23 protein-coding genes and 2 pseudogenes are annotated in these 24,218 nt (G+C 68.7%); 16 read left to right on the top strand and 9 right to left on the bottom strand.

Going from position 1 to position 24,218, the window contains the following annotated elements:
* The first annotated feature begins 144 nt into the window (after positions 1-144).
* From BW730_RS02845 to BW730_RS02820, 6 genes and pseudogenes are all read left to right on the top strand, one after another.
* Positions 145-1,191, top strand: coding sequence for a LacI family DNA-binding transcriptional regulator (locus BW730_RS02845; protein WP_077684931.1), 1,047 nt, complete (start codon positions 145-147; stop codon positions 1,189-1,191).
* A 111-nt stretch (positions 1,192-1,302) separates the two neighbouring features.
* Positions 1,303-2,625, top strand: a complete 1,323-nt coding sequence (locus tag BW730_RS02840) for an ABC transporter substrate-binding protein (RefSeq protein ID WP_077684930.1) — start codon at positions 1,303-1,305, stop codon at positions 2,623-2,625.
* A 42-nt stretch (positions 2,626-2,667) separates the two neighbouring features.
* Complete coding sequence (locus BW730_RS02835; protein ID WP_077684929.1) at positions 2,668-3,546, top strand: carbohydrate ABC transporter permease; 879 nt, start codon at positions 2,668-2,670, stop codon at positions 3,544-3,546.
* Positions 3,543-4,448 carry a carbohydrate ABC transporter permease gene (locus tag BW730_RS02830; protein ID WP_077684928.1) on the top strand — a complete coding sequence of 302 codons (906 nt, stop codon included), beginning with the start codon at positions 3,543-3,545 and terminating at the stop codon, positions 4,446-4,448. The genes BW730_RS02835 and BW730_RS02830 overlap by 4 nt, the downstream gene beginning before the upstream one ends.
* A gap of 242 nt (positions 4,449-4,690) precedes the next feature.
* A pseudogene (locus BW730_RS20240) lies at positions 4,691-5,572 on the top strand (endo-beta-N-acetylglucosaminidase H); the annotation flags it as partial.
* Positions 5,573-6,298: 726 nt separating this feature from the next.
* Complete coding sequence (locus BW730_RS02820) at positions 6,299-6,664, top strand: hypothetical protein (RefSeq protein WP_145952694.1); 366 nt, start codon at positions 6,299-6,301, stop codon at positions 6,662-6,664.
* Here BW730_RS02820 and BW730_RS02815 read toward each other — a convergent pair.
* Both BW730_RS02815 and BW730_RS02810 read right to left on the bottom strand, forming a co-directional pair.
* Entirely contained in the window at positions 6,661-7,446 is a 786-nt protein-coding gene (locus tag BW730_RS02815; protein WP_077684926.1) for a tryptophan-rich sensory protein, read from the bottom strand. The two genes, BW730_RS02820 and BW730_RS02815, sit on opposite strands and share 4 nt — an antisense overlap.
* Before the next feature lie 88 nt (positions 7,447-7,534).
* The gene (locus BW730_RS02810) at positions 7,535-8,428 is read right to left on the bottom strand and encodes a MerR family transcriptional regulator (RefSeq protein ID WP_158522457.1); all 894 of its coding nucleotides are present in this window, start codon (positions 8,426-8,428) and stop codon (positions 7,535-7,537) included.
* Positions 8,429-8,562: 134 nt separating this feature from the next.
* Between BW730_RS02810 and idi the strand changes: the two are divergent.
* From idi to BW730_RS02795, 4 genes and pseudogenes are all read left to right on the top strand, one after another.
* Positions 8,563-9,104: pseudogene (gene idi / locus BW730_RS18745) on the top strand (isopentenyl-diphosphate Delta-isomerase); the annotation flags it as partial.
* Positions 9,105-9,170: 66 nt separating this feature from the next.
* On the top strand, positions 9,171-10,214 hold the full coding sequence (locus tag BW730_RS18740) for a polyprenyl synthetase family protein (RefSeq protein ID WP_193432358.1): 1,044 nt from the start codon (positions 9,171-9,173) through the stop codon (positions 10,212-10,214).
* Complete coding sequence (gene crtI, locus BW730_RS02800) at positions 10,211-11,680, top strand: phytoene desaturase family protein (RefSeq protein WP_077684924.1); 1,470 nt, start codon at positions 10,211-10,213, stop codon at positions 11,678-11,680. The genes BW730_RS18740 and crtI overlap by 4 nt, the downstream gene beginning before the upstream one ends.
* Positions 11,677-12,561, top strand: a complete 885-nt coding sequence (locus BW730_RS02795) for a phytoene/squalene synthase family protein (protein WP_077684923.1) — start codon at positions 11,677-11,679, stop codon at positions 12,559-12,561. Before crtI ends, BW730_RS02795 begins: the two co-directional genes overlap by 4 nt.
* On the opposite strand, the gene BW730_RS02790 is transcribed toward BW730_RS02795, so the two are convergent.
* The 6 genes from BW730_RS02790 to BW730_RS02770 are packed head-to-tail and all read right to left on the bottom strand — an operon-like array spanning position 12,527 to position 16,659.
* Entirely contained in the window at positions 12,527-14,068 is a 1,542-nt protein-coding gene (locus BW730_RS02790) for an FAD-dependent oxidoreductase (RefSeq protein ID WP_077684922.1), read from the bottom strand. The genes BW730_RS02795 and BW730_RS02790 overlap by 35 nt on opposite strands.
* Entirely contained in the window at positions 14,065-14,781 is a 717-nt protein-coding gene (locus tag BW730_RS02785) for a class I SAM-dependent methyltransferase (RefSeq protein ID WP_077684921.1), read from the bottom strand. Before BW730_RS02785 ends, BW730_RS02790 begins: the two co-directional genes overlap by 4 nt.
* On the bottom strand, positions 14,778-15,095 hold the full coding sequence (locus tag BW730_RS02780; protein ID WP_077684920.1) for a lycopene cyclase domain-containing protein: 318 nt from the start codon (positions 15,093-15,095) through the stop codon (positions 14,778-14,780). The genes BW730_RS02785 and BW730_RS02780 overlap by 4 nt, the downstream gene beginning before the upstream one ends.
* Positions 15,088-15,420: a lycopene cyclase domain-containing protein gene (locus BW730_RS02775; protein WP_077684919.1), complete on the bottom strand. Its 333-nt coding sequence runs from the start codon at positions 15,418-15,420 to the stop codon at positions 15,088-15,090. Before BW730_RS02775 ends, BW730_RS02780 begins: the two co-directional genes overlap by 8 nt.
* A gap of 28 nt (positions 15,421-15,448) precedes the next feature.
* Positions 15,449-15,691, bottom strand: a complete 243-nt coding sequence (locus BW730_RS19010; protein ID WP_226997018.1) for a cytochrome P450 — start codon at positions 15,689-15,691, stop codon at positions 15,449-15,451.
* Complete coding sequence (locus BW730_RS02770) at positions 15,625-16,659, bottom strand: cytochrome P450 (protein ID WP_226997016.1); 1,035 nt, start codon at positions 16,657-16,659, stop codon at positions 15,625-15,627. Before BW730_RS02770 ends, BW730_RS19010 begins: the two co-directional genes overlap by 67 nt.
* Before the next feature lie 233 nt (positions 16,660-16,892).
* Here BW730_RS02770 and BW730_RS02765 point away from each other — a divergent pair, with 233 nt between their 5' ends.
* The 6 genes from BW730_RS02765 (at position 16,893) to BW730_RS20480 (ending at position 23,573) form a co-directional block, all read left to right on the top strand.
* The gene (locus BW730_RS02765) at positions 16,893-17,636 is read left to right on the top strand and encodes an ABC transporter ATP-binding protein (protein ID WP_077684918.1); all 744 of its coding nucleotides are present in this window, start codon (positions 16,893-16,895) and stop codon (positions 17,634-17,636) included.
* On the top strand, positions 17,633-18,775 hold the full coding sequence (locus tag BW730_RS02760) for a COG1361 S-layer family protein (protein ID WP_077684917.1): 1,143 nt from the start codon (positions 17,633-17,635) through the stop codon (positions 18,773-18,775). Before BW730_RS02765 ends, BW730_RS02760 begins: the two co-directional genes overlap by 4 nt.
* A gap of 3 nt (positions 18,776-18,778) precedes the next feature.
* Positions 18,779-19,033 carry an ABC transporter permease gene (locus BW730_RS02755; protein WP_077684916.1) on the top strand — a complete coding sequence of 85 codons (255 nt, stop codon included), beginning with the start codon at positions 18,779-18,781 and terminating at the stop codon, positions 19,031-19,033.
* Positions 19,034-19,038: 5 nt separating this feature from the next.
* Positions 19,039-20,106 carry an ABC transporter permease gene (locus tag BW730_RS02750; protein ID WP_077684915.1) on the top strand — a complete coding sequence of 356 codons (1,068 nt, stop codon included), beginning with the start codon at positions 19,039-19,041 and terminating at the stop codon, positions 20,104-20,106.
* A gap of 96 nt (positions 20,107-20,202) precedes the next feature.
* Positions 20,203-21,807, top strand: a complete 1,605-nt coding sequence (locus tag BW730_RS20485) for a hypothetical protein (RefSeq protein WP_471248204.1) — start codon at positions 20,203-20,205, stop codon at positions 21,805-21,807.
* Positions 21,804-23,573, top strand: coding sequence for a PPi-type phosphoenolpyruvate carboxykinase family protein (locus tag BW730_RS20480; RefSeq protein ID WP_471248203.1), 1,770 nt, complete (start codon positions 21,804-21,806; stop codon positions 23,571-23,573). The genes BW730_RS20485 and BW730_RS20480 overlap by 4 nt, the downstream gene beginning before the upstream one ends.
* On the opposite strand, the gene BW730_RS02740 is transcribed toward BW730_RS20480, so the two are convergent.
* Positions 23,554-24,216, bottom strand: a complete 663-nt coding sequence (locus BW730_RS02740) for an HAD family hydrolase (protein WP_077684914.1) — start codon at positions 24,214-24,216, stop codon at positions 23,554-23,556. The genes BW730_RS20480 and BW730_RS02740 overlap by 20 nt on opposite strands.
* Between the last annotated feature and the right edge of the window lie 2 nt (positions 24,217-24,218).

Below are 24,218 nucleotides of genomic sequence, written 5' to 3'. Positions count from 1 at the left end.
CCTCTGCCTCGTTGCCTGGGGCGACCGAATTGCTGTTCCGGCGTTGACCGGTTCGGATCACTATAGCGCTTTACGCAGCGATGCCAATCCCCCGGTTCGCGCAGGGCCAGGTATGGTTCGCTGAAGAAGTTGAGCGGAGGCACGATGGCCGAGAAGAGCGCACCCCCTGCAGCAGGGCGCAAGAAGAAGCGCGTCACGATCGCCGACATCGCCGAGCGCGCCGGGGTGACAAGCGGCGCGGTCTCCATGGCGATCAACGGTAAGCGGGGTGTCTCCGACGCCACACGGGCCAGGATCCTCGCGGTCGCCAAGGAGCTGAACTGGCGCCCGAGCCACGCGGCGCAGACACTGATGGGCAAGAACGCGGAGGCGATCGGGCTGGTCCTGACCCGCCCGGCCGAGGTGATCGGCGAGGAGATCTTCTTCGCGAAATTCATCGCGGGAGTCCAAGCGGAACTGAGCCCCCACGGCTACTCGCTCCTCCTGCAGATGGCCACCGACATGGCGAGCGAAATCGCGCTTCACCAGGCGTGGATGAGCGACGGCCGCGTCGACGGCATCCTGGTCCTCGACCCGCGCGTCAACGACCCCAGGGCGCAGGCCCTGACGGCCCTCGACGCCCCGACGATCATCGTGGGCGGCGACATCGACACCGAGCGGATGCGAAGCATCCGGGTAGACAACGGCGCCGCCATGCGGCTGATCGTGCAGCACCTCGACGACCTCGGCCACACCCGCATCGCGTTCATCACGGGCGATCAGAGCTTCAGGCACACCCAGGAGCGGATGGACGAGTTCGCGCAGTTCTGCATCGATCACGGCATCTGGGGCCAGACGCTGTCCGGCAACTTCGATCCCGAACTGGCAAGGCTCGCGACCTCCCGGCTGCTCGCGGCCCCACAGCCTCCGACGGCGATCGTCTACGACTCCGAGGTGATGGCGCTCGCGGGCATGCGGGCGATCACGGCCTCCAGCCTCTCGATCCCCGGCGACGTGTCCATCGTGTCCTGGGAGGACTCGACCACATGCCAGGTGCTGCACCCGACGCTGACGGCGCTCAATCGCGACGCCGTCGCGCTCGGAAGGGTCGCGGCGGGTCAGATGCTCGAACTCCTGGCCCACGAGAGCACCGCCCCGACCGCCATGGAAATGCACGTCGTGCAGCGCGAATCAACCGCTGCACCTAGATAACGTTTTGATCACCGCGCTTGACAGCGGACCAGGCATTCGTTTTAATCCAACTAAAGCGCTGTAGTTGTCGAGGTTGCGACACAGCGGACGTTCGGCTCAAGGAAGTGCACGATGACAAAATCCAAGCGTTGGTTCGCGGGCGTGGCCCTGGCGCTCACAGGCGCCTTCGCCCTGACCGCATGCACCGGTGCGACCGGTGGCCCGGGGACCGAAGCCCCCAAGCCCACCGGCAGCGCCATCGACAAGGGCGGTGAGCTCAGCGGCAACATCCAGTTCCAGACCTGGTCGCTGAAGAACGAGAAGTTCACCCCCTACTTCGAGAAGTTGATCGCCGACTTCGAGAAGGAGAACCCTAAGGTCAAGGTCGAGTGGCTCGACCAGCCCGGAGACGGCTACCAGGACAAGATCCTGAGCCAGGCCAACTCCAACACGCTGCCCGACGTGCTGAACCTGCCGCCGGACATCGCCTACCCGCTGGTCTCGGCGCACAAGCTCCTCGACCTGAACACGGCTGACCCGGAACTGAAGGCCAAGTACAACGCAGGCGGCTGGGAGTCCTACTCGCAGTACCCGGGCGTCGAGGGCACCTACGGCCTGCCGTGGTACCTCTCCTCGGATGCCTCGTGGTGGAACCTGGAGCAGTTGCAGCCCTACGGCGTGACGGCGGACAACCTGCCCAAGACCGTCGATGAGCTCCTCACGCTCGCCGAGAAGGTCGCGAAGGAGTCGAACGGCAAGGTGCAGCTCCTGAGCTCGATCCCCACCCTCGACACCTTCGGCTCTGAGGGCATCGAGATCATCAACGACAAGGGCGAGTTCGTCTTCAACTCCGACGAGGCCGTCAAGGTCGTCGAGAACTACGCCACCGCCTACAAGGCCGGCGCAATGCCCGCGGAGGCCCTGACCGGCTCCTACGGCGGCAACGCACAGGCGTTCATCCAGGAGAAGGTCGCCTTCACCACGGGTGGCACCGGCTTCTCCACCGACCTCGCCAAGGACGCGCCGAAGCTCCTCGAGCACACCGTCGCGACCCCGCGTCTCGGCATTCCCCCGCTGTACGTCCAGGGCATCAACGTCTCGGCCGAGTCGAAGAACCCCGCAGCGGCCCTCGCGTTCGCCGAGTACGTGACCAACGTCGACAACCAGGTCGCCTTCTCGACGATCGCCACCGGAACCGCCCCCGGCACCGCCGAGGGAAGCGACCAGGTCGTCAAGGCCATCGCCTCCGCGATCACCGACCCGAAGCAGCTCGCGGCGATCGACACCGTCTTCGCCGCCATGAAGGACGCCAAGGCGCTTCCGTTCCAGTGGACCGGCGACATGACGACCTACATGAACCAGCAGATGGCGCTCGCGATCAACGGCTCCGCCCCCGCGAAGGACACGCTCGACAAGATCGTCAAGTACGCCAACGACAACCGGGTCGATCAGTAGGAACCACCCACAGACACCAGCACCCGGATAGGAGGGACTGTCATGAGGTCCCATAAGTGGTTCACCCCCTGGCTCCTCGTGGCTCCCGCCATCATCTGGGTGCTGGTGTTCTCGCTCTGGCCGTTTCTCAACACGGTCATCCTGAGCTTCACCAACGCCCGGCCGCTGAAGCCTCCGTCCTTCATCGGCGTCGCCAACTACGAGCGCATGTTCGGCGACGAGATGTTCTGGAACGCGATCGTCACCTGCCTGATCTACGTCGCGGCCTGCGTGCCGCTGCTGACGATCCTGCCGCTGCTGCTCGCGCTCCTGGTCGAGAAGGTCATCCCCGGCATCTCGTTCTTCCGCACCACCTTCTACTTCCCGGTGATCGCCTCGGTCGTGGTGGTGGCGCTGATCTGGCAGTGGCTCTTCGACAGCCGCGGCATCGTCAACCAGTCGCTCGACTTCCTGGGGCTGACAGATCAACCGGTTCCGTTCCTGGTGGACCGCTGGCTGCTGCTCGCCTGCTCCATCCTGCTGACGGTGTGGAAGGGCCTCGGCTACTACATGGTCGTCTACCTGGCGGCTCTGGGTAACGTCGGCAAGGAGCTCCACGAGGCGGCCCAACTCGACGGAGCGAGCAGCTTCCGCCGCTTCCTCCATGTCACCATTCCGGGCGTGCGGGGCGCGATGCTGCTGATCTGCGTGCTGATCGCCGTCTCCGCGATGCGCATCTTCACCGAACTTGAGGTCCTCTCCAAGGGCACCGGAGGCCCCGGCGGCTACGACATGTCGCTGGTGATGCTGATCCGTCAGGTCGGCTCAGGCCTCACGGGCAACGTCGGCTACGCCTCCGCCATCAGCGTTGCGCTCTTCCTGCTGACGCTGATCCCCCTGATCGCGATCGCGTTCATGAACCGTGAGAAGAAGGCAGCATGAGCACCGCGACCATCGATGCCCCCGTCACCCGCACCAAGGAGCGGATCTACCGCAAGCGCGGCTCCGGCGACTTCTCGAAGCCCTCGCTCGGCGGGCTGATCGGCCGCTATGCGTTGCTGCTTGCGATGCTTGCGATCGTCGTGGGCCCCTTCCTGTGGCAGTTGTCCACCTCGCTGAAGAGCGCCGACGAGAACATCTACTCGTTCCCACCCAACCTGATCCCGCAGGACCCGACGCTGGTGAACTACCAGAAGGTCACCGACATCGTCCCGGTCTACACCTACGCCTGGCACTCGCTGCTCGTGTCGATGGGGACCGTGATCAGCAACGTGGTGCTCTCCACCTTCGCCGGCTACGCGCTGGGATGCATGCGCTTCAAGGGCAAGATCATCGCGATGGCGATCCTGCTGTCGACGCTGCTGCTGCCCGGCGAGGTCACCGTCACGAGCAACTTCCTGACGATCAGGATGCTCGGGCTTGCCGACACCCTGTGGGGCGTCTTCCTCCCCGGCGCGGTGAGCGCCATGAACGTGCTGCTGATCGCGACGGCCTGCCGGATGATCCCCCAGGACGTCCTCGACGCCGCGACGGTCGACGGGGCGACGACCTGGCAGCGGATCCGCCACATCGCATGGCCCAACATCCGCGGCATGGTCGCCGTCGTCGCGATCTTCGCCTTCATCGGCGCCTGGGACGACTTCCTGTGGCCGCTGATCGTGCTCACCGACCCGTCGAAGTACACGCTGACGGTCGGCATGGCCTACCTGAACGGCAACTTCGCGGTCGACCCGCGCCTGATCGCCGCAGGCACCATGATCGCGCTGATCCCGATCATCGTGATGTTCTCCTTCACCCAGCGGTTCTTCTTCAAGGGCGTCCAGGAGGGCGCGCTGAAGGGCTGACCCGATCCCCCCAAGGAAACGAGGCCCCGCCGATGCGACACCGCACGGCGGGGCCTCTCCTTCCCCTCAGTCATGCGCTTTAGTTGTCACGCGCAATCATCTGACGTTGATCCGGCTCAGCGGGGCGTCAGCAGCGTACTTTCTCGGCATAGTCGGTCCCCTGACCCAACTTAAGCGCTACAGTGAGTTGGTCGCTCCCTGCGACGAACAGCAATGAAGCCGTCCAACAAAGGGGACAACTCATGACTCGACCGATCAGGTGGCACGCAAAGGCCACCGCGACGCTTGCGGCGGCCGCCCTCGCATTCGGCGCCCTCGGCGCCGCACCCGAGGCGCGGGCTGACGAGACGACCGAACCAAAGGCCGTCGTCTACGTGGAGGTCAACTCCAACAACCTCGCCAACGTCGCCGACTACACGCTCGAGAACACCACTCGACCGGCCTTCGACATCGCGAACATCTTCGCCGCCAACATCAACTGGGACGGCGAGAAGGCGTATCTGCATCTCAACGAGCGCGTCACGGAGACCCTCGCTGACGCAGAGCACCAGGTCCGGCCGCTGCAGGCGCAGGGCACCAAGGTGCTGTTGTCCATCCTGGGCAACCACCAGGGCGCGGGCATCGCCAACTTCCAGACCTATGCGGAGGCCGACGCCTTCGCGGCCCAACTCGAGGAAGTGGTCGACACCTACGGCCTTGACGGCATCGACTTCGACGACGAGTGGTCAAGGTACGGCGTCAACGGCACCCCGCAGCCGAACGCCTACTCCTTCCTGTACCTCGTCAAGGCGCTCCGGGAGCGACTCGGCGACGACAAGCTGATCACCTTCTACAACATCGGGCCGGCCATGAACTCGCTGGTCTACGGCGGGGAGAACGGCGCCGACTACATCGACTACGCCTACAACCCCTACTACAGCACCTGGAGCCCTCCGAGGATCGCAGGCATGACCAAGGACCAACTGGCACCCGGGGCCGTCGACCTGTCCCAGACGGCCGCCGACCGTGCCGCTGGCTATGCCAAGCGCACCGTCGATGAGGGATACGGCGCGCTCGTGACCTACAACCTCACCTCCAGGAACCAGCAGGACTACATCTCCGGGTTGACGGTGCCCATGAAGGGACTCAAGGCCGTCTACAAGCAGGTGCCCGACACCACCAAGCCGAGTGTGACCCTGGTGCAGCCCACCGACGCGGGCCCCTCGACCCAGTTGTCGCTGCAGGTCTCGGCGACCGACGACCGCGGACTCAAGCGCATCGTCGCCAACATCTACCGCGGCGACCGCCTCGTGAAGAGCACGCAGACCCCGATCGACGGCGCCACCTCCGGCGTCCACACCGCGACCGTCGACCTCCCCGAGGGCGACTACACGATCCGTTACAACGCCCAGGACCTGTGGGGCAACATCTCCGCGACCCGCACCGCCCCGTTCACGATCGACCTGACCGCCCCCACCGCCACCGTCAAGGAGGGCAAGCCCTTCACCCACAAGACGGGCAAGAAGGGCTACAAGCTGATCAGCTTCAAGCTGCACGACGCGGGCAAGGTCGACCGGGTCACCGTCAACGGCGTCGAGAAGGACCTCACCGACAACCAGTGGTCCGACGTCAACTTCCTCAAGCCGGGCGTGATGGGCGCCGTCAAGGGCACCAACACGCTCGTCGTCTTCGACGTCGCGGGCAACTCGCGGGAGTACACCTTCACGCTGCGCTGACACCCTCCGACCCGACCACCGCGGGGCCATCCATTCGGGTGGCCCCGCGGTGCTACCAACGGCCCGATCAGGTGCGAAGGGATGAAGGCAGATAGTGTTGCTCTAGCGACGAAAGGCGGTACCCCGATGGGGATCATGAGCAGGCTCTTCGGGCGCGACGACGCGCCTGCCACCACGACCGCCCTGGACTGCGCCGCCGTCAAGGGTGAGGTCGACGCGCTGATCGACGCGCTCGGCCAACTGGCCGACGCCATGGACCAGGCCGACTCCCCCATGTCGAACCCCGGCTGGCGCGGCAGGCTCCGCGACCTGCGAAGCGCCCGCGGCGACCTGCGCCTGCTGACCCGCAAGCAGGTCTTCACGAAGGATGAACTGTTCGAGGTCCTCACCACGGTGCGCCCGCTCTACCGCGGCGAGCCACCCAAGGACTTCGCGCACCTTGCCAGCCTCAACACGGTCGTCGTCGCCCAGATCGAGGCGGTCCACCGCGCCGCCAACTAGGCCTCTGCGGCCCGCGCGCCGGACATCCGCCCCCGGACCACCAGAGCAGCACCCACCACGATCACAGCAGCCACGACGGCGACCGCCCCCACGGCGGTCGACTCGGGCTGGCCGGTCAGCCTCGCCACCGCGATCCAGGCAAGACCCCAAGCAGCAGCAACCGCGACGGCCAAGCGGCCACCAAACCTCAACGCGAAGAGGACACCGAGCCCGGCTGCGGCGGCGAGCACCACCATCGCGACCACTGGCAGGATCCGGGGCGCCGGAGACCCTGCCGTGCTGCCTGCCGCGGCAACGTTGGCGCAGGTGGCGACCGTGACCCACCCCAGGTAGAGCCCGAAGGTTCCGTCGACGACGATGCGATCCGCGAGGCCATGCGCGGGCAGGACCGTCAGGGCACGGACGATGAGCCCGAGCGTCAGCGCAAGCACCACGATCACGACGACGCTGACCCAGACCCAACCCCACTGGGTCACCGTGATCCAGGCGGCGTTGAGCAACATCGACAGGCCTGCCAACCAACCGGAGGCCCTGGCTCGTTCGGACTCCTTGTTGACTGGAAGCCACTGCCACACCGTGTACGCGGCAAGACCCAGATAGATCACGGACCAGATCGAGAACGCGGGCCCGCCGGGCGCAAGCAGGGTGGCATCTGCGGACAGCGCTCCGCCCGCCGATTCCTCCACCGGTGTGCCGATGACCCCGAAGCCGAGCAGCGTGCCGTACACGCACAGCACGGCCGAGGCACTCACCCAGACCTGGCGCAGTAGATCGCGATTCACGAGAACTCCTCACACGAGAGATGCAGTCCAACCCAGGCTAGCCATCACACGGCGATCCGTCTAAGGTTTGTCGAATGTTGGCTCGACGTCAGGCGCCTCCGGCGCGCAGGCTCCTCGCGACCAGCGCGGCGGCCTCGGATGGCGCGTCGGGCAGCGGCCGCCCCCCGGTGACGTCGGAGCGCCGCGACCCTCCGATCCAGATCCCGACGGGGGGAACGAGCGCAGCCAGTCGATCGACGACGGCCTGCGCCGACCCGCTACGTGGCCGGTAACTGGTCACGGCGATCACGGCCGCCCGGGCGCGATGCTCGCCCGCCGCGCGTTCCCAGTCGACGGCAGGCACGTCGGCGCCGAGATAGACGACGTCCACCCCCGCGCGCTTGAGACAGGAGGCGAAGGCGAACAGCATTACCTCGTGACGCGACCCGGGCGGCAATCCGACGAGCACGCGGCCGGGGATCACGGCCGGGCCCGCATCGTCGAAGGACGCGGCGATCGCACGCATCAGCCCTGCGCTTGCGAAGTGCTCCCCCGCAACGCCTACCTCACCAGCCGCCCACGCATCCCCGAGTTCACGCAGCCGACCGGGCAGCCAGTGATCGGCGAACGCCTCGAACTGGCGCGGCTCTCCCGCCGCGATCGCGGCATCCAACTGTGCCGGGTCGAGATTCGCCGCCGCACGGATCAGGGCGGCACCCTCGCCGTGAGCGCCGCCCTCGGCGGCCCCCGGAGAGGTCGTGCGCGCGCCAGCGGCCCCGACCGGATGGCTCGCCGACATCAGGACGGCCGCCGCGCGCGAGGGCGGCATGCCCGCCTCGACGAGGGCCGCCATCTCCCGCAGCACTGCGATCTGGGCGTCACTGTAGAGCCGGTACCGCCCGGCCGAGCGCTCAGGCGTGACCACGCCGTAACGCGATTCCCACGCGCGCAGCACAGCCTCCGAGACGCCGGTCAGGCCGGCGACCTGCTTGATCGTGAACACCACAACTCCAGACTGGAACCAATCGCTGGACCAACGCTAGCAAGCATTCCACAAACCTTGCACACCGCCCTTGCCTACGCCTGGCGGGAGGGTTATCGTTGCACAAACCTTCAACAAACATTGGACGGGCCGTCATGTCACTACACACACCCGCCGCCCGGTCCCCCCAGAACCCGCGGGACGAGGTGGTCCTCCTCGACGGGGCGGGTCGCCCGGTCGGGTCCGCCGACAGGCTGACGATCCACACCGGCGCCACCCCCCTGCACCTGGCGTTCTCCACCTACCTCTTCAACGCGGCGGGCCAGGTGCTCGTCACCCGTCGGGCCCTGTCGAAGAGGACCTGGCCCGGCGTCTGGACCAACTCCTGTTGCGGACATCCCAAGCCCGGAGAGGACATCGAGGACGCGGCACGCCGCAGGATCCGCGAGGAGATCGGCCTGCACGTCGGCCCGCTGATCCCCCTCCTACCAACGTTCCGTTACCGCGCCGTCGACCCGTCCGGAGTTGTCGAGAACGAGGTGTGCCCGGTGTTCGCCGCCTTCGTCGGCGACGAGGATCCGGTCGTCGACCCGGCCGAGGTGGCCGAGTGGGCCTGGGTCGATTGGGCCGACCTGCACCGGGCCATCGAGTCGACCCCCACGTCTACAGCCCGTGGGCCGCGCTGCAGGTGCCGGAGATCGACCTACTCTTCCCCGGCGCCTGCGTCTTTCAGCGCCGCACCCCGGTCGACGCGGACGCCGCAGTGTCCGAGGTCGACCGCCTGATCGCGGCGGAACTCGATGCGCTTGCCTCGGAGTGGGAGGCGCTGATCGGCGACCTCGGGGTCGACGTCCTGGCGGTGGACCTGCCCGCATGGCTGGCGCGCCACAGCGAAGGCGGCAAGCGGATCCGCGTCCGCCTCGCCTACTGGGGCTTCATCGCCGCGGGGGGCGCCCACGGCAGCGAGGCCTACCTGCGCCTGCTGCGGGTCTCCGCGGCGCTCGAGTTGCTGCACCTGTTCGCCCTCATCCACGACGACGTGATGGACGAGTCCGACTCCCGCCGCAACCACCCCTCGGCCCATGTGGAGGCGTCCGCCTGGCATCGCGACAGCGCAGGCTTCGGACAGTCGGAGCGGTTCGGAGAGAACCTGGCGGTGCTCCTCGGCGATCTCGCGCACACCGTCGCCGACCGGCTCGTCGACTCGCTGCCGCGGCGCCTGCGCGAGACCTGGTTCCGGCTGTCGGTCGAACTGATCGCCGGCCAACGCGCCGACCTGACCGGGGCCGCCGCCGGCCGCTGGGACGAGCATCACGCCGAGACGGTCGCCCGCCTCAAGACCGGCCGCTACACCGTGATGCGTCCCCTCCAGTTCGGGGCCATCGCGGCGGGCGCGTCGGCCGACACCGAGCGCGCCCTGCTGAGCTGCGGCGAGCTGCTCGGCCGCGCCTTCGCCCTGCGCGATGACTACCTGGGCGTCTGGGGAGATCCGGCCGTCACGGGCAAGCCCGCGGGAGACGACCTGGTCGACGCCAAGGCCACGATGTTGGTGTCGATCGCCCGCGAGCGGGTCGACGGGGCGGCGCGCGACCTGCTGGAGAGGCTCGGCACGCGGCGGTTCGACCACGGCGACGCACCCCGTTTGGCCACGGCGATGCGGGAGGCGGGGGTCGATACCGAGCTCGAGAGGATGATCTCCGACGACCTCGCCGCGGCGCTCGAGCATCTGGAGGGCGCCGGCCTCGCCCCCGCCGGAGTCGCGGGTCTGCGCGAGACGGCGCTGGCCATCGCCTGGCGGGAGTCATGAGCCGCGTCGTCGTCGTCGGAGCTGGCCTCTCCGGCCTCTCCGCCGCCCTTCACCTCGCGGGCGCGGGGCACCGCGTCACCGTGCTCGAACGCGAGGACGTCCCCGGTGGACGCAACGGCATCATCGAGCGCGACGGCTTCCGGTTCGACAGCGGCCCGGTCGTGTTCACCATGCTCAACCTCCTCGAGGAGGCATTCGCCGCCGTCGGCCGCTCCGCCCGCGACTACGTCACGATGCGCCTCCTCGACCCGGCCTACCACGCGTTCTTCTCCGACGGGTCGCGCCTGTTGGTGCGCCCCGGGCACGAACCCATGCGTGCGGAGATCCTCCGCGAGTGCGGCGCAAAGGACGCCGCGGCCTTCGACCGGTTCGTGGCTTGGCTCCGACGGCTGTACGACGTCGAGGTGCCGCACTTCATCGACGTGAACTTCGACTCGCCGCTCGACCTCCTCCGCGCTCCGAGGGCGGCCCTCGATCTCGTGCGCCTCGGCGGCTTCGGCCGGCTCGGCCCCACCGTGTCGCGCTTCTTCGATGACGACCGGTTGCACAGGGCCTTCAGCTTCCAGGCGATGTACGCCGGGATGGCACCCGCGCATGCGTTGGCGCTCTACGCCGTGATCACTTACATGGACTCCATCGAGGGGGTCTGGTTCCCCGAGGGCGGCATGCACGCCGTGCCCCGGGCGATGGCCGCGGCCGCCGTCGATGCGGGCGTCGACATCAGCTACGGGGCCGACGTGGCACGCGTCCTCCGCGGTGCCGACGGCGCCGTGACCGGGGTTCGGCTCGCAGACGGCGGGTCCGTCCCTGCCGAAGCCGTCGTGGTGACCGCCGACCTCCCCGTCGCCTACGAGACGCTACTGCCCGACCTGCGGGCCCCCAGGCTCGCACGGAAGGGGCGGTTCTCGCCGTCGGCCCTCGTGTGGCACCTCGGCGTCAAGGGCGACCTCCCCCCTCGCTCGGGCCACCACAACATCCACTTCGGGGACGCCTGGGACGACGCCTTCGACGACCTGCTCAAGCGTGGCGTCCCGATGGCCGACCCGTCGCGCTACGTCGCTGCGCCGACGGTGCACGCCCCCGACGCCGCCCCGGCCGGCCACCACACTCTGTACGTGCTCGAACCGGTGCCCAACCTGCAGGTGGGTCGGCTCGACTGGGACCGCGAGGGCCCGCGCCTGCGGGAGCGGATGCGCGCCTTCCTGGAGGCCGCCGGCTACCCGACCGATGTCGTCACCGAGGAACTCGTCACCCCTGCGGACTGGGCCGCGCAGGGCATGGCGGCGGGCAGCCCGTTCGCGCTGTCGCACGCCTTCTCGCAGACGGGCCCGTTCCGCCCCAAGAACGTCGACCGTCGCGCAAAGGGGCTGATCTTCGCCGGGTCCGGCACCACCCCCGGCGTCGGGATCCCGATGGTGCTGATCTCGGGCAAGCTCGCAGCCCGGCGCGTCGAGGAGTTGCGATGAGCGGGCTCGATGCCGGGTACCGCCGCTGCGCCGAACTGACGCGGCGCTACGGGACGACCTACTACTGGGGGGCCATGCTGCTGCCCACCAGGCAGCGCCGGGACGTCTACTCGGTCTATGCGCTGTGCCGACTGACGGACGACATCGTGGACGAGCCGGAGCGGGTCGACCTCGCGGTGCCGCAGGACGGCACCCCCGCCGAACGCCTCGACGCCTTCCGGAGGCTGTTCTTCTCGGCGCTCGGCTCGGGCGAGGCGCCCGACCAGGTGATGGCGGCGATCGTCGACAGCATCCGCAGGCGCGGCACCGACCCCGAATGCTTCGAGCGCTTCTTCGACGCCATGGCGCTGGACCTGAGCACCGACACCTGGCCCACCTGGGAGGGGCTGCGCGACGGCTACATGGAGGGCTCGGCTGCGGTGATCGGCGAGATGATGCTTCCGGTGCTTGAACCCATCTCGGACGAGGCGCGGGGGCCCGCGCGCGCCCTCGGCCACGCCTTCCAGTTGACCAACTTCCTGCGCGACGTCGACGAGGACCTGGATCGCGGACGCGTCTATCTACCTCAGGCCGACCTGGCACGGCACGGGGCGGACCCGTGGCTGCGGCGCGTCACGCCTCAGTGGCGGGCCATGATGGCGGAGCAGATCGAGCGCAACCGGGCCCTGTATGCCGAGGCGATGACCGGGCTCCCACTGCTGCCCCCGCCCTCCAGGCGGTGCGTCGGCACGGCCCTCGTGTTGTACAGCCGGATCCTCGAGCGCATCGAGGCCCGCGACTACGACGTGTTCTCGGGACGGGTGCGGGTTCCCGGTTCGGAGAAGCTCGGGGTCGTGGCGCGCACCCTCACCGTCGGGCTGCCCCTCCCGAGGCTGGCCTGACCCGGCGGCGCGCGAGGAGGCCACGCATCGGAACGGTCCAGATGTCGTGGCCCGCAGCGCCCCACCGGGCGAGCAGACGGTTCGCGGCGAGGAAACCCGTCGTCGCGGCCCGCTCCATCAGCGCGACCGGGTAGCCGCAGCGCAGCCAGTCCCCGGCCAGCACCAGCCTCGGATCCGGCGTCATCACGCCAGGCCGGGCGGCCCATCCGGTGGGGCCGATCAGCGTGCAGTCGTCACGCACCAGCACCTCGCGCGCCAGGACGCCCGCGGCGGCCGTCTCGGGAAACACGCGGTGCAGTTCGGCCTCGAGCCGGTCGACAAGTGCCGACGCGGCGGCCTCGTCGCCGACGACATCCTCATCGCAGGCGTAGGCGTGCAGTTCGACCACCGAGCCGTGATGGTCCTCGGCCCACCGGGCCGCGCCTGCCTCGAACCGCTCGAGGACCGAGACGTTGTCCAACGGGCCATATCCCGAGGTGCCGAGGAACGCCGGGCGTGACGCGTCGACGGGGGTGTCGAGCCAGAGCCGCACGACGACGAACGGCGGGGCGTTGTAGGTGGCAGCCACCGACCCGCGCCACCCCGCGAGATGGTCGCCCGGGATGCCCTCGGCGAGCCTGCGGGCGGCGCGAGGGTCGGCTGCGAGCACGACCGCGTCGGCCTCCACCCGCCGCCCTGCGATGCTCACGGCGGCCCCGTCGTCGCGGACCTCAATGGAGTCGACGTGGGCGTCGAGCCTGATGTCGACGCCGAGACACTCCAGGCGCGCGGCCAGCGGCCGCCAGAGCGCCGCGTCGTAGTCGTCGTCGGGAACATCGAACAGGAGGCCCTCGGCGGAGCCGAGGAAGTAGGTGTGGAACATGGCCACCAGTTCGCCAGCGCCGAACTCGCGCGGGTCGGCGAAGAAGGAGCGGGCGAACACCTCGAGCGCGAGGTCGCGCGCCCCGTCCGGGAAGCGCAGCCGGTCCAGGAACGCGGCCGCCGACTCCCCCTCGTAGCGCTCGTAGGTGTCGGGGAACCGGACCTTGAGAAGCTCGAGGGCCGACGGAATGTGCACCCCGGCGAGGCCCCTGGCCGTGAAGGCCGGGCTGCGGGCGACGAACTGCAGCACCGACCAGGGTGGGGTCGTGACGAGGCCCGCGAAGGAGTCGCGCAGGCCGTCGGGTCGTTGGAGCGGGTAGTCGTCGACGGGGACGAGGAAGGACAGGTCGACGTCGATCCGGCGCAGGAGCCGGCGCAGGTTGTAGTACTGGCGGAAGAAGGCGTGAAAGCCGCGGCTCATGGTGCGCTGCCCGTCGAGGGGCCAGGCGGCCACCCTGCCCCCGAGCCGGTCCCCGGACTCCGCGAGGGTGACCCGAACACCGCGCTCGGCCAGGGCCGTGGCTGCCGCCAGCCCGGCGATCCCGCCGCCGACCACGAGGGCGCTGCGGTCCCCCTCGACGCGCCTGGTTCCCGGTGCCGCGGGGTGGCACTGAGCGCGTGGGTCCCTGCCGGGCCGCTGGCTCATCGGGCCTCCTCAGGTCGGCGGGCGACGAAGGTGTGGAGGATCCCGCGCTGCCATCCGGTCGCGGTGCGGTGGGAGACGTCGACGAAGCCCGCCCGGCTCAAGCGGTCGACGAAGGTGGCCACCGAGTCGAAGTCGACGACGCTTCGCCACAGATAGCGGTACAGGCCGGGGTTCCGGTCCACGACGACGCCGAGCGGGATGATCACGGCGTGGCTGACAAGGTCCCACACGCGCCGTGCCGCGGCGCTGCCAGCCACCGAGTACTCCTGCACGCAGAGCCACCCTCCGGGCCGAAGCAGGTCGAAGACCTCCGCGACGGCCTCGTCGCGGTCGGCCTCGGCAACGTTGCGGAAGAGGTAACACGCCTGCGCGCCGTCGAAGGATCCGCCGCCCCACCTCTCCACGTTCAGTTCGCCCACCACGCCGCGCTCGAAGCCGACCTGCACGGGCCACCGCTTGGCCCGGGCCCGCTCGAGCATCCCGGGTGAGGCATCGATGCCGAGTACACGGGAGCCTGGTGGGGCCGCGTCGACCAATGCCCTGGTCGACAGCCCGGAGCCGCACGCCAGGTCCATCAGGTTCTGGGGCGCCCCGCCGAGGCGCTCGGCCAGGGCCTCGGCGGCGCGCCTCAACTCGCGGTGGTAGCCCGGATTCAGGGCGACCATCAGGTCGTAGCGGCGCGCGCCGCGGTCGAAGGCCTCCCGGAGGGTCATGCCGCCTCCCTCCGTCGCTTGCCCAAGCGGACCCAGACGAGCAGCGTGAGGGTGAGCATCGCCCACCCGAACCCGAAGTCCTCGATGGGGATGTCCCAGGGGAACCGGATGCCCGAGATCTGGGCGGGGTCATAGATCACGATGGGGTCCGAGAGTTTGGTGAGCCAGCCGTCTACCCAGACCTGGAAGAAGAACACGATGGCCATCGAGATCCAGTACTGGGCGCTGCGGAACAGCCCCGTCCGGAGCCAGAACACCTCGACCGCGACCACGGCGAGGATGCCGACGACAGTCAAGGCCGTGTACTCAGGCATCGTCCCTCCCGCCGCGGAGCCGGCCGAGCACGTAGCCGACGCCCTCGTAGGTGAGCAGGCCGCACAGGGGGATGACGAGGAAGAACACCAGTTCCTCGAGCGGCAGGATGCCCAGGACGATGCCCGAGGTGAAGCGCTCGCTGTAGGTCCAGTGGCCGCGGACGATGCCGAGCAGGTCCCAGGCGACGAACACCGCGAGCATCGGCGCCATGGCGAGCAGGAGACGCACCGGGCGGCGGTACACGCGCGCACGCAGCACGAACTCGAGAGGCAGGGTGACCGCCACGCAGGCGGCCATCAGGATCAGGTACTGGTAACTGTCCATCGCCGCCAGCCTAGAGGTTCGACAAACTTTATACAATGAGTCGAAGGCCGCGGAGCACGTAGCCTTCGATGAGGTCGTCCCAGCCGACGTCCGGTTCCTGCACCAGCCGGGGGTGTCGCGCCAGGAGACGGGTGAGCAACTCGTCGGTCTCGAAGATCGCCAGCGGTTGGCCGGGGCACCGGTGGGCGCCGTCGCCGAACGTCATCACCGAAGCGTCGACCCCCGCGGGCAACGCGCGCCCCGGGCACACGGCCTCAGGTTCCTCGCCCACGGCGTCCGGGTCGGTGTTGACCTGCCGGACGCAGACGTCGACGAGGTGACCGGGGCGATGGTGAACTCGCGATCGCCGTCGGTCACCACGATGTCCTCCTGCGCCCGCCGGTACAGGTGCCCGACGACGGGTTCGAGCCGGATGATCTCGTTGAGGATCGCGTGCCGTTCGGGGCGCTCGGCGGCTAGGTAGCGAGCCATCAACTCGGGCGTCGTGAGCAGGTGCCAGGCGGCCATGGTGATGAACTCCCGCGTGGTGACCATCCCCGCGGTGCCGTAGGTGACGCATTCGACCAGGATGTCGACGTCGGTGTAGCCCTCCGCGAGGAGGTGGCTGATCACGTCGCCCGTTGGCGCCCTGCGCCTCTGGCGGATGGCAGGCCGCACGTCAGCGAGGTAGAACCTCAGCACGGGGACGAGGCCGCGCCATGCCGCCTGCATCCACTGCCGCCGACTGCGGCCGAGGTCCTTGCGCGTCATGTCGAGCGGAGGTTGGCGGAAGAACTGCACCAGCCTCCCCGCTCTCCCCTGCACGGACGATTCGGTGAGGCCGACGATCTCCGAGGTGACCTCCACGCTGTAGAGCAGGGCCACCTCGTCGAGCGTCACCTCCCCCGCCAGCGAGTCGACGTAGCGGGCCGCGGCCGAGGCGATCCGGTCGCCGTGACGCTCGCGCACGACCCTTGGCGCGAAGAAGCGCCCGACCTTGGATCGCTGCTCGTCGTGGAGGGCGCCGTCGGACATGAGGATCGGGTGGTGTTTCATCAGTCCCTGGGGGATGTGCTCGGCGGTGAAGCCGGCTTGAGTGGTCGCATGTCGCGCGCGCAGTACCTGCCGCGCGGCCTCGAGCGAGCGGATGCTCCACACGTCCCCGACCCGCTCGATGGCCGGTTCGGCCCGTTCGCCGGGCTTGTGCGCGCGTCGCTGGCGCCTGCCCATGCGCACCTCCCCGTGCTCAACGCTCGGCATGCCTCCCGCGGTCAGGCTACCAAGCGGCGCGACTCCCCGACGCGAAGCACATCCGGACGATGCCGCCGTCAGACCGTGGTCTGAGATCGACGACGACCACTACGTCGCACGGATAGAACACACCCGACTTTGGGCCAGCGCGGCCGGGTCCTACCTCGAGTGCATGCCAGGGTGACTTAGGGTCGCACCAACCGGTCACGACGACGGACCGGGGCCGAGCCGAGAGGTCCACCGTGACGACGACAAGCCGCGAGCTTCCGCCTGTCGGCGAGACGCTGGTGGAGACCCGCAACCTCAGCAAGCTGTTCCGGGTCGGCACCTCGCGGATCGCCGCCCTCAACCACGTCAACCTGACGGTGCCGAGGGGGTCGTTCACCGCGATCGTCGGCACCTCCGGGTCGGGCAAGTCGACGCTGCTGAACATGCTCGCCGGTCTCGAGCGGCCGACCGCGGGCGAGATCAACGTCGCGGGCCAGGCGGTGCACGCCTTCAGCGAGTCCCAACTGGTCGCCTACCGGCGCAAACAGGTCGGCTTCATCTTCCAGTCGTTCAACCTGATCCCCTCGCTGACTGCCCTCGACAACGTCGCGCTCCCGCTGTCCTTCCAGGGCATGACGAAACCCAGACGCCAGGCGCGGGCAAAGGCGGTGCTTGCCCAACTCGGCCTTGAGGGGCACCTGAACCACCGCCCGGCGCAACTCTCCGGCGGTCAGCAGCAGCGCGTCGGGATCGCCCGGGCGCTCGCCGTCCAGCCGACGCTCGTGTTCGCGGACGAGCCCACCGGCAACCTCGACTCGAAGACGTCTGAGCGCACCCTGCAACTCTTCCGCACCCTGATCCAGCGGTTCCAGCAGACCTGGATCATGGTCACCCACGACCAGCACATCGCCTCCTTCGCCGACACCGTCGTCTCCATCTCCGACGGCCGCATCGCGGGCATCACACACAACATCCACGACAAGGTGGCCCAGCCATGAAGCTCAGAACCCGACTGCCAGCGCTGCTGATCCTGATCCTCGGCCTCTGCTTCGTGCCGATCGCAAGCGCCGCAGGAGACAACGACGGCGGCGGCGACGGCTCGACCTCCCAGCCGGGTGGCTCGGGAACGGGCACCGACACGGGCTCGGGAACCGGGTCGGGCTCCGGCGACGGCACCGGAGGCGGCACCGGCGGTGGGACGCCGGGCGGTGAGCCGGGCACGCAGGGACCGGCGGGCGTCTCGGTGCCCCGAGTGATGGTCGAGGGGTTCAGCATCGCCCCGCAGAAGATCTTCGCCGGGCAGGACTTCACGGTGAACTTCTCGCTGCGCAACACCTCCACGAAGACGCAGGTGCAGAACCTGAAGGTGACGGTGTCCTCGCCGGACGCCGCATTCCTCCCGATCGACGGCTCCTCGTCGATCTACGTGTCGCGGATCCGCGCCGAGCGCGTCTCCGGCCACACCATGAACTTCCGCGCGCTCCCCTCGCTCGAGGCCAAGCCGTACCAACTTGTCATCGCCGTCGAGTACGAGGACCCCGCGGCCAACGCCTACTCCTCAAGCGAGACGCTTGCGATCGAGGTGAACCAGGAACTGCGCGCCGACGCCTCGACGCCGCAGGTGACCCCCGCGATGCTGAACATCGGCCAGCAGGGCTCGATGACGTTCTCGGTGCAGAACCAGGGCAAGTCGAAGCTGTTCAACGCGAAGGTCACCATCCCGGAGGGCCAGGCGCTCGCCCCCGCGGAGGCCTTCGTCGGCGGCGTCGAGCCGGGAACGAGCGGGGCCGTCGACATGACCGTCACCGCCGCGCAACCCGCCACCGGGCCCGTCGAGGTCGTCATCACCTACGAGGACGTCCGGGGCCAACTGTTCACCGTCAAGAAGCAGGTGGAGGTGCCAGTCCAGGAGGCGGCGCCTCCGACGATGCCGGAGGACGACCCGTCGATGCAGCCCCCACCGGAGGAGGCCGGCTTCCCGTGGCTGCCCGTCGGGATCGGCGCCGCCGCGCTGCTGCTCGCCGTCACGGCGTTCCTGATCGTGCGCTCGGCCCGCAAGCGCAAGGCGGCACGGGAGGACGAGGCGTCCCTGGCCGCGCTGGCGGGCGACAACCTCGTCGGCGACGACTGGCAGTGAGCGATGCGCTTCTCCGACCTGCTCGCGACATCGTTGTCGAGCCTCAGACAGCGGCCGTTCCGGACGCTGATGACCGTGCTCGGCGTGGTGATCGGCACCACCTCGGTCGTGGTGATGGTCTCGCTCGGCATCGGGATGTCGCAGAGTTACCTGGACTCCATCGCGGGCAACACCAGCCTGCGGGAGGTACAACTCTACAACGCCCCCGTCGACGCCGTGGAGCGGGGCTGCCCACCGCACTCAATGACGACTTCCTGACCTACATGAAGGACTACCCGGGCGTCGAGAAGGCCTGGCCCATCTACAGCATCGAGGCGGTCGGACGGGTCGGCGCGTACATGCAGTACTTCCAGATCAACGCGGTCCCTCCGGACGTCATCACCTCGCTCGACGAGCCCATCGCCTGGGGAACGGCGCCCTCCGAGGCGAACCCGGGGCTGCTGGTGGGCGACCAGATCCCGCTGAACTTCTACAACGAGGCCACCGGCGAGGTGAAGCAGGTGGACTTCTCCACCGAGACGCTGTTCCTGGACTTCGACACGTCGGCGATGTACGGGCCCAGCCCGCAGGGTGGTGGCGAAGGGGACGAAGGTGAGGCACCCAAGCCCAAGAAGATCATCATGCCGGTGGCGGGCGTCCTCCAGGGCGACCCGGACCAGCCGTACGGCCCCTACACCAATGTCGTCTACGCCGAGTTCTCCGCGATGGTCGAGGCCCTGGAGAAGGCGATGCCTGGCAAGGCGCTGCCGAACCAACCCGCCACCTCCGACGGCAAGCCGAAGCCCGGCTTCGTGTACTCGATGATCCGACTCCAGACACCCAGCCCGGAGGCGGCCGAGGAACTGCTCACCGCGCTGCGCACCGACGGGTTCGACGCGCAGGCCGACATCGAGTGGATCAGGGAGGCGCAGAAGCAGGGTGCCCTCATCCAGGCGGTCTTCGGCGGCATCGGGCTCGTCTCGCTGCTCGTCGCGGCGATCGGCATCGCCAACACGATGATGATGAGCGTCTACGAACGCACCCGCGAGATCGGCGTCATGAAGGTACTGGGCGCCGGGCTCGGCGACATCCGTACGCTGTTCCTCTTCGAGTCGGCGAGCATCGGCTTCCTTGGCGGGCTACTCGGGCTGGGGCTGAGCTTAGGGGGCTCCGCGATCGCTAACGCCATCTTCGCCGGGCCCGACAGCGGCATTAGCACGATCTCGATCATCCCCCCGTGGCTGATGATCGGGGCTGTCGCGTTCGCGACGCTGATCGGCACCGTCGCGGGACTGGCGCCCGCGATCCGGGCCTCGCGGCTCTCGCCGCTGGCCGCGATCCGCACCCAGTAGCAACCACCATCTGGCGTGGGCATCGTAGTGGCGCGCCCTTTGAACCACTTCGGCACCCCGCGTTTGGACCGGGGCAGGTTGCGTAGATAGTGGAGTATGGCGTCTTTTGCGGAAACTGCAGCTATCAACCTCCGACTCGGCCTGCTGGGGATCCCGCTGCCGGAGAGCGGCGCGGTCGACCTGGTCCGCCCGGTGCTCGCCCGTCAACGCGAGCTGAACCGACGGCTCCAGAACCGGTTACCCGCCGTCGACACGCGCATCCAGACCTTCCTCGACGCATACCTCTCCGAGACAGGGACTGCGCCGAAGCTCCCCCGCCAGACGCTGGTGCTCGACCAGCCGGGGCTGGCGCGCGAGATGTCGCTTCCCGTGGCGGCCGACACCTTCGTCTCGGAGCAGCTGACCTCCTACCGCCTCGTCAACGGCATCCTGCACAACCCGGCCAACGACCGTCGCACCACCAAGGGTGTCTTCCACATCGCCGACGGAGGCCTCCCCGTCCAGGACGACAAGCTTGAGGTGCCGCGCGCCGTCTTCGGTCGACTGCTCGAGGCGGCGTTCGCGCCGCCCGCCGACGCCATGGTGCTCCCCTACACCTCGGAGCAGCCCGAGCCGCCCCGCTGCTGGGTGTCGCTGCTGCTTCGCCCCATCGTCGTCCCGGAGGTGCCCGGCTACACCGTCGAGCGGCGCATGGAGACACGCTTCTTCGCCCCGGCCACGCTGATGGCCAACCTTGACTTCGTCGAGGGCATCTTCGGCAACGGCGGCGACCCCTACCTGCCGGAGCACGACGCGTCGCTCGACCCGGAGGGCTGGACGGGCCACACCGGCATGGTCGTCCTCGCGCCGCACCTGACGAAGCTCACCAAGAAGGAACTCGGCCTCCCCCACTTCGACGACGCGACGGAGCGTCAGCGCCGCGACGGCATGTGCTGGACCGAGGAGGACGAGCGCTACAACGGCGGCTCCGCGTTCAAGGCCTGCGCGCGCGACGAGCGCGGCGTGATCGTCACCGTGATCGCGGACAACTACTTCGGCTACTGCAAGAAGGAGGTCAAGGCACAGATCAGCTACTCGGCGAACCTGCTCGGCATGGTCGAGGAGGAGCACTCGGGAGGCGCGGCCGCCTTCCCCCGCTACAACCTCGGGCAGGCCTTCACCGACACCTACGCCAACCCCGACTACCGCATCGCGGACGTGATCGCCCGCGACCCCGAGCGCTTCATCCAGCAGCAGGAGGGCCACGCCGTCGACGCCGAACTGGACAACGTCATCCTGGTGCCTGAGCGCTCCACCTACTCGCTGCGCGACAGCACGGTGAGCTGGACGATCGACGGGGAGACCAGGTCCATCCCGCTGCGCGCCAAGACCCGCTACGTCGGCCCCGACGGCTACATCGTCGACCTGACGCACCTGGCCGCCGACGGCGAGCAGTGGACGCTGCTCGGCACCTCCCCCGAGGCGACCTCGGCGCACAAGCCCGCGACCGTCTCCGGCGGCGGCAAGTCGGAGATCTCGAAGTCCATCACCGACGCCTTCGTGATCGGCAACGCCTACGTCAACGACTTCGTCGACGACATGGAACAGGTCGCCGCGATCATCGACCACGACTACTCGGTCCGGTTCCTGGACCCCGACTGCGCGGACGCCCGCCCCTGCTCTCCGACGAGCGCAGCGTCGGTTCGGTCATCAAGCTGTTGACGCCGAGCAAGGACTACACGGCCGAGTACAACGCATGGGTCGAGGCGATCCAGCACCACATCAAAGAACTGGTCTTCGTCGTCAAGCGGTTCTACCGGCCCGAGTGGGGCGACGACTGGCCGGTGCACTTCTCGGTCGGCCGGATCAACGGCCGCGCCGGGCACGCGCTTCGCCTCGACGGGGACAAGATCACCGTCAACATGCTGCGCGTCGGCTTCGCCGTGGACGGCTCGTGGCGCCTGTTCGGCCTGCGCCACGACTTCCACCCCGCCATGAAGGTGCAGACCGAGGACGACATCACCGCGAGCATCGTGGTGCCCGGCTCGGTCGCAGGTCGCACCGACTCGCTGTCGCGCAAGTACGTCACCAACTGCGAGCAACTGCTGTTCCAGCGCCCCGACGACGCCATCCACCGCGGCTACGACAAGCAGACCGAGATCGACATCGCGGCGGGCGCCTTCCTGAGCAACTTCGAACCGCTGACCAGGCAGGACGCACGGGCGATCGTCGACAACGCCGTCAGCTTCTCCCGGTTCTCCGAGCCCATGCAGTCGCTGATCGCCCGGGTCGCCGAGGGCGACGAGTCGCAGGCCGACTACTTCGTCTCCTCCGCGAACCCGCGCATCATCAACGGCGCCAGGTCCAAGAACCCGCGCTACCTGCAGGTGCGTCCCGACATCGCGAGGCCGCGGGAGACCGCGGTCGCGGAGATGGTCTCTCGGCTCAACCGACGCCTCCCGATGGGGGCGGCGCTCCGGCTTCCCGTCGACGTGGTCGCCGCCGGCCGCAGGAACAACGCGGCAGAGGAGGGCGTGCCGCCGCTCTGCTGCTACGCCCCGCTGCACTACATGGAACTGCCCGAACTGTTCATGGAGTTCATCTCCTCGATGACCGGCAAGTCCCCGTCGACGACGGGCGCAGGCTCCGAGGGCGCCATGACGAAGGGGCCGTTCAACGCGCTGCCCTCCGTCATCGACCTGAACGCCGCGTTCCTCGACTTCGCGCTGACCGGCTACGACGGCTGGCTGTCCTCTGCCGGCGTGATCGGCCCCAACGTCCGCGTCGACCACGACATCTCGCTGCTGGTTCCCGAACTGTTCAGCCGGATGAGCGCTAAGGAGCGCGAGGCGGCGAACCTGATCGCGGAGGGCGCGCTGGAGCGGATCGAGGACTTCGACGTCGACGGTGTGACGATCGAGGCGAGCAGGCTCGGGTACCGGATGACGGCCAAGTTCCAGTCGAAGTACTTCGGGCGGATCTTCATGCACCCTCATGTGGTGTTCTCCGAGAACATGCTGCGGCCGGAACTGCAGGACTCGGAGGCATACGCCGAGTCGGTGCGCACGATCGTCACGACGCATCAGCACGTGGCCGAGTCCTACCTGAGCGACGGCACCATCGCGCTGGCCGTACCCCCGATCCGTGCGCTGCTCGAGATCATGGCGAACGGCCGCTCGACGGAGGGCCTCACGCTGCACGATCCGCGGTTCCGCGCCCTGTTCGACCGCGAGGAGGTGCTAGCCTCCGCGTGGTACCGCGAGCGCCTCGCGTCGCAGGCCGCCTCAGACGCGGCGCAAGCGTCGCGCTCGGTCGCCTCGATGACCAAGTTCATCGACGAGGAGATGAACGCGGACGCCGCTGAGCGGTTGGGCATCGCGGGCAGGATCGCGACGATGCAGGCCAAGTTGGAGGCCGCGGAGGGTCCCGAGGCGATCGATCACCTGGTCGGCACGATCGGGCGGCAGGTCACCTGGCGGTTGGGATGAGCCCCTCGACGAGGTCGTAGCTGAGCTCGTCCAGGCCGCCGAGCACGGTGGTCCTGGCGAGCACCTCGGCCGTCGGCGGGTGGAAATGCGGCGGGATGGTGACCACCGTCATGCCCGCGTTGAGCGCGGAGGCGATCCCGTTGGTGGAGTCCTCGATGGCGATGCACTGACGCGGGTCGGCGCCGAGGAGTTCACAGGCGCGCAGGAAGCCGTCGGGCGCTGGCTTGCCGCGGTCGACCTCCTCGGTCGAGACGCTCGCGGTGATCGCGTCGGAGAGGCCGTTGACCTCGATAAAGGTGTCGATCAGAAGCCTCGGTGAGGAACTGGCGATTCCCACGGGGTAGCGCTCGGCCATCCGACGCACCGACTCGAGCGCCCCCGGCAGCAGCGGGATCCCGTCGCGGTAACGCTCGGCCAACGCGCCGATGGTGCGGGCTGCTGCCTCCTCCGGCGGGTACGGCAGTCCGACCTCCTCCGACAGGAAGCGGCTCCACTCGCCGGTGCTCATGCCCATCATGGCCTGGGTGGCGCCGTCGGGCCACGCGATGCCCTCCGCCTCGGCGAGGCCGCGGCGCACCCCGTCCCACAAGGCCTCCGTGTCGGACAGGGTTCCGTCGAGGTCGAAGACGATGGCTGCTGGCATGG

This window comes from Tessaracoccus aquimaris (genome assembly GCF_001997345.1).
Lineage (GTDB): Bacteria > Actinomycetota > Actinomycetes > Propionibacteriales > Propionibacteriaceae > Arachnia > Arachnia aquimaris.
Note: the sequence above shows the minus strand (reverse complement) of the source record. Positions and strands in the feature narration are given on the sequence as shown.

Bases quoted from the DNA above. Each gene is read 5' to 3' on its own strand.
- BW730_RS02845 (WP_077684931.1), top strand. From the start codon at position 145: ATGGCCGAGAAGAGCGCACCCCCTGCAGCAGGGCGCAAGAAGAAGCGC.
- BW730_RS02840 (WP_077684930.1), top strand. From the start codon at position 1,303: ATGACAAAATCCAAGCGTTGGTTCGCGGGCGTGGCCCTGGCGCTCACA.
- BW730_RS02835 (WP_077684929.1), top strand. From the start codon at position 2,668: ATGAGGTCCCATAAGTGGTTCACCCCCTGGCTCCTCGTGGCTCCCGCC.
- BW730_RS02830 (WP_077684928.1), top strand. From the start codon at position 3,543: ATGAGCACCGCGACCATCGATGCCCCCGTCACCCGCACCAAGGAGCGG.
- BW730_RS02820 (WP_145952694.1), top strand. From the start codon at position 6,299: ATGAGCAGGCTCTTCGGGCGCGACGACGCGCCTGCCACCACGACCGCC.
- crtI (WP_077684924.1), top strand. From the start codon at position 10,211: ATGAGCCGCGTCGTCGTCGTCGGAGCTGGCCTCTCCGGCCTCTCCGCC.
- BW730_RS02795 (WP_077684923.1), top strand. From the start codon at position 11,677: ATGAGCGGGCTCGATGCCGGGTACCGCCGCTGCGCCGAACTGACGCGG.
- BW730_RS02790 (WP_077684922.1), bottom strand. From the start codon at position 14,068: ATGAGCCAGCGGCCCGGCAGGGACCCACGCGCTCAGTGCCACCCCGCG.
- BW730_RS02785 (WP_077684921.1), bottom strand. From the start codon at position 14,781: ATGACCCTCCGGGAGGCCTTCGACCGCGGCGCGCGCCGCTACGACCTG.
- BW730_RS02780 (WP_077684920.1), bottom strand. From the start codon at position 15,095: ATGCCTGAGTACACGGCCTTGACTGTCGTCGGCATCCTCGCCGTGGTC.
- BW730_RS02775 (WP_077684919.1), bottom strand. From the start codon at position 15,420: ATGGACAGTTACCAGTACCTGATCCTGATGGCCGCCTGCGTGGCGGTC.
- BW730_RS02770 (WP_226997016.1), bottom strand. From the start codon at position 16,659: ATGCCGAGCGTTGAGCACGGGGAGGTGCGCATGGGCAGGCGCCAGCGA.
- BW730_RS02760 (WP_077684917.1), top strand. From the start codon at position 17,633: ATGAAGCTCAGAACCCGACTGCCAGCGCTGCTGATCCTGATCCTCGGC.
- BW730_RS02755 (WP_077684916.1), top strand. From the start codon at position 18,779: ATGCGCTTCTCCGACCTGCTCGCGACATCGTTGTCGAGCCTCAGACAG.
- BW730_RS02750 (WP_077684915.1), top strand. From the start codon at position 19,039: ATGAAGGACTACCCGGGCGTCGAGAAGGCCTGGCCCATCTACAGCATC.
- BW730_RS20485 (WP_471248204.1), top strand. From the start codon at position 20,203: ATGGCGTCTTTTGCGGAAACTGCAGCTATCAACCTCCGACTCGGCCTG.
- BW730_RS02740 (WP_077684914.1), bottom strand. From the start codon at position 24,216: ATGCCAGCAGCCATCGTCTTCGACCTCGACGGAACCCTGTCCGACACG.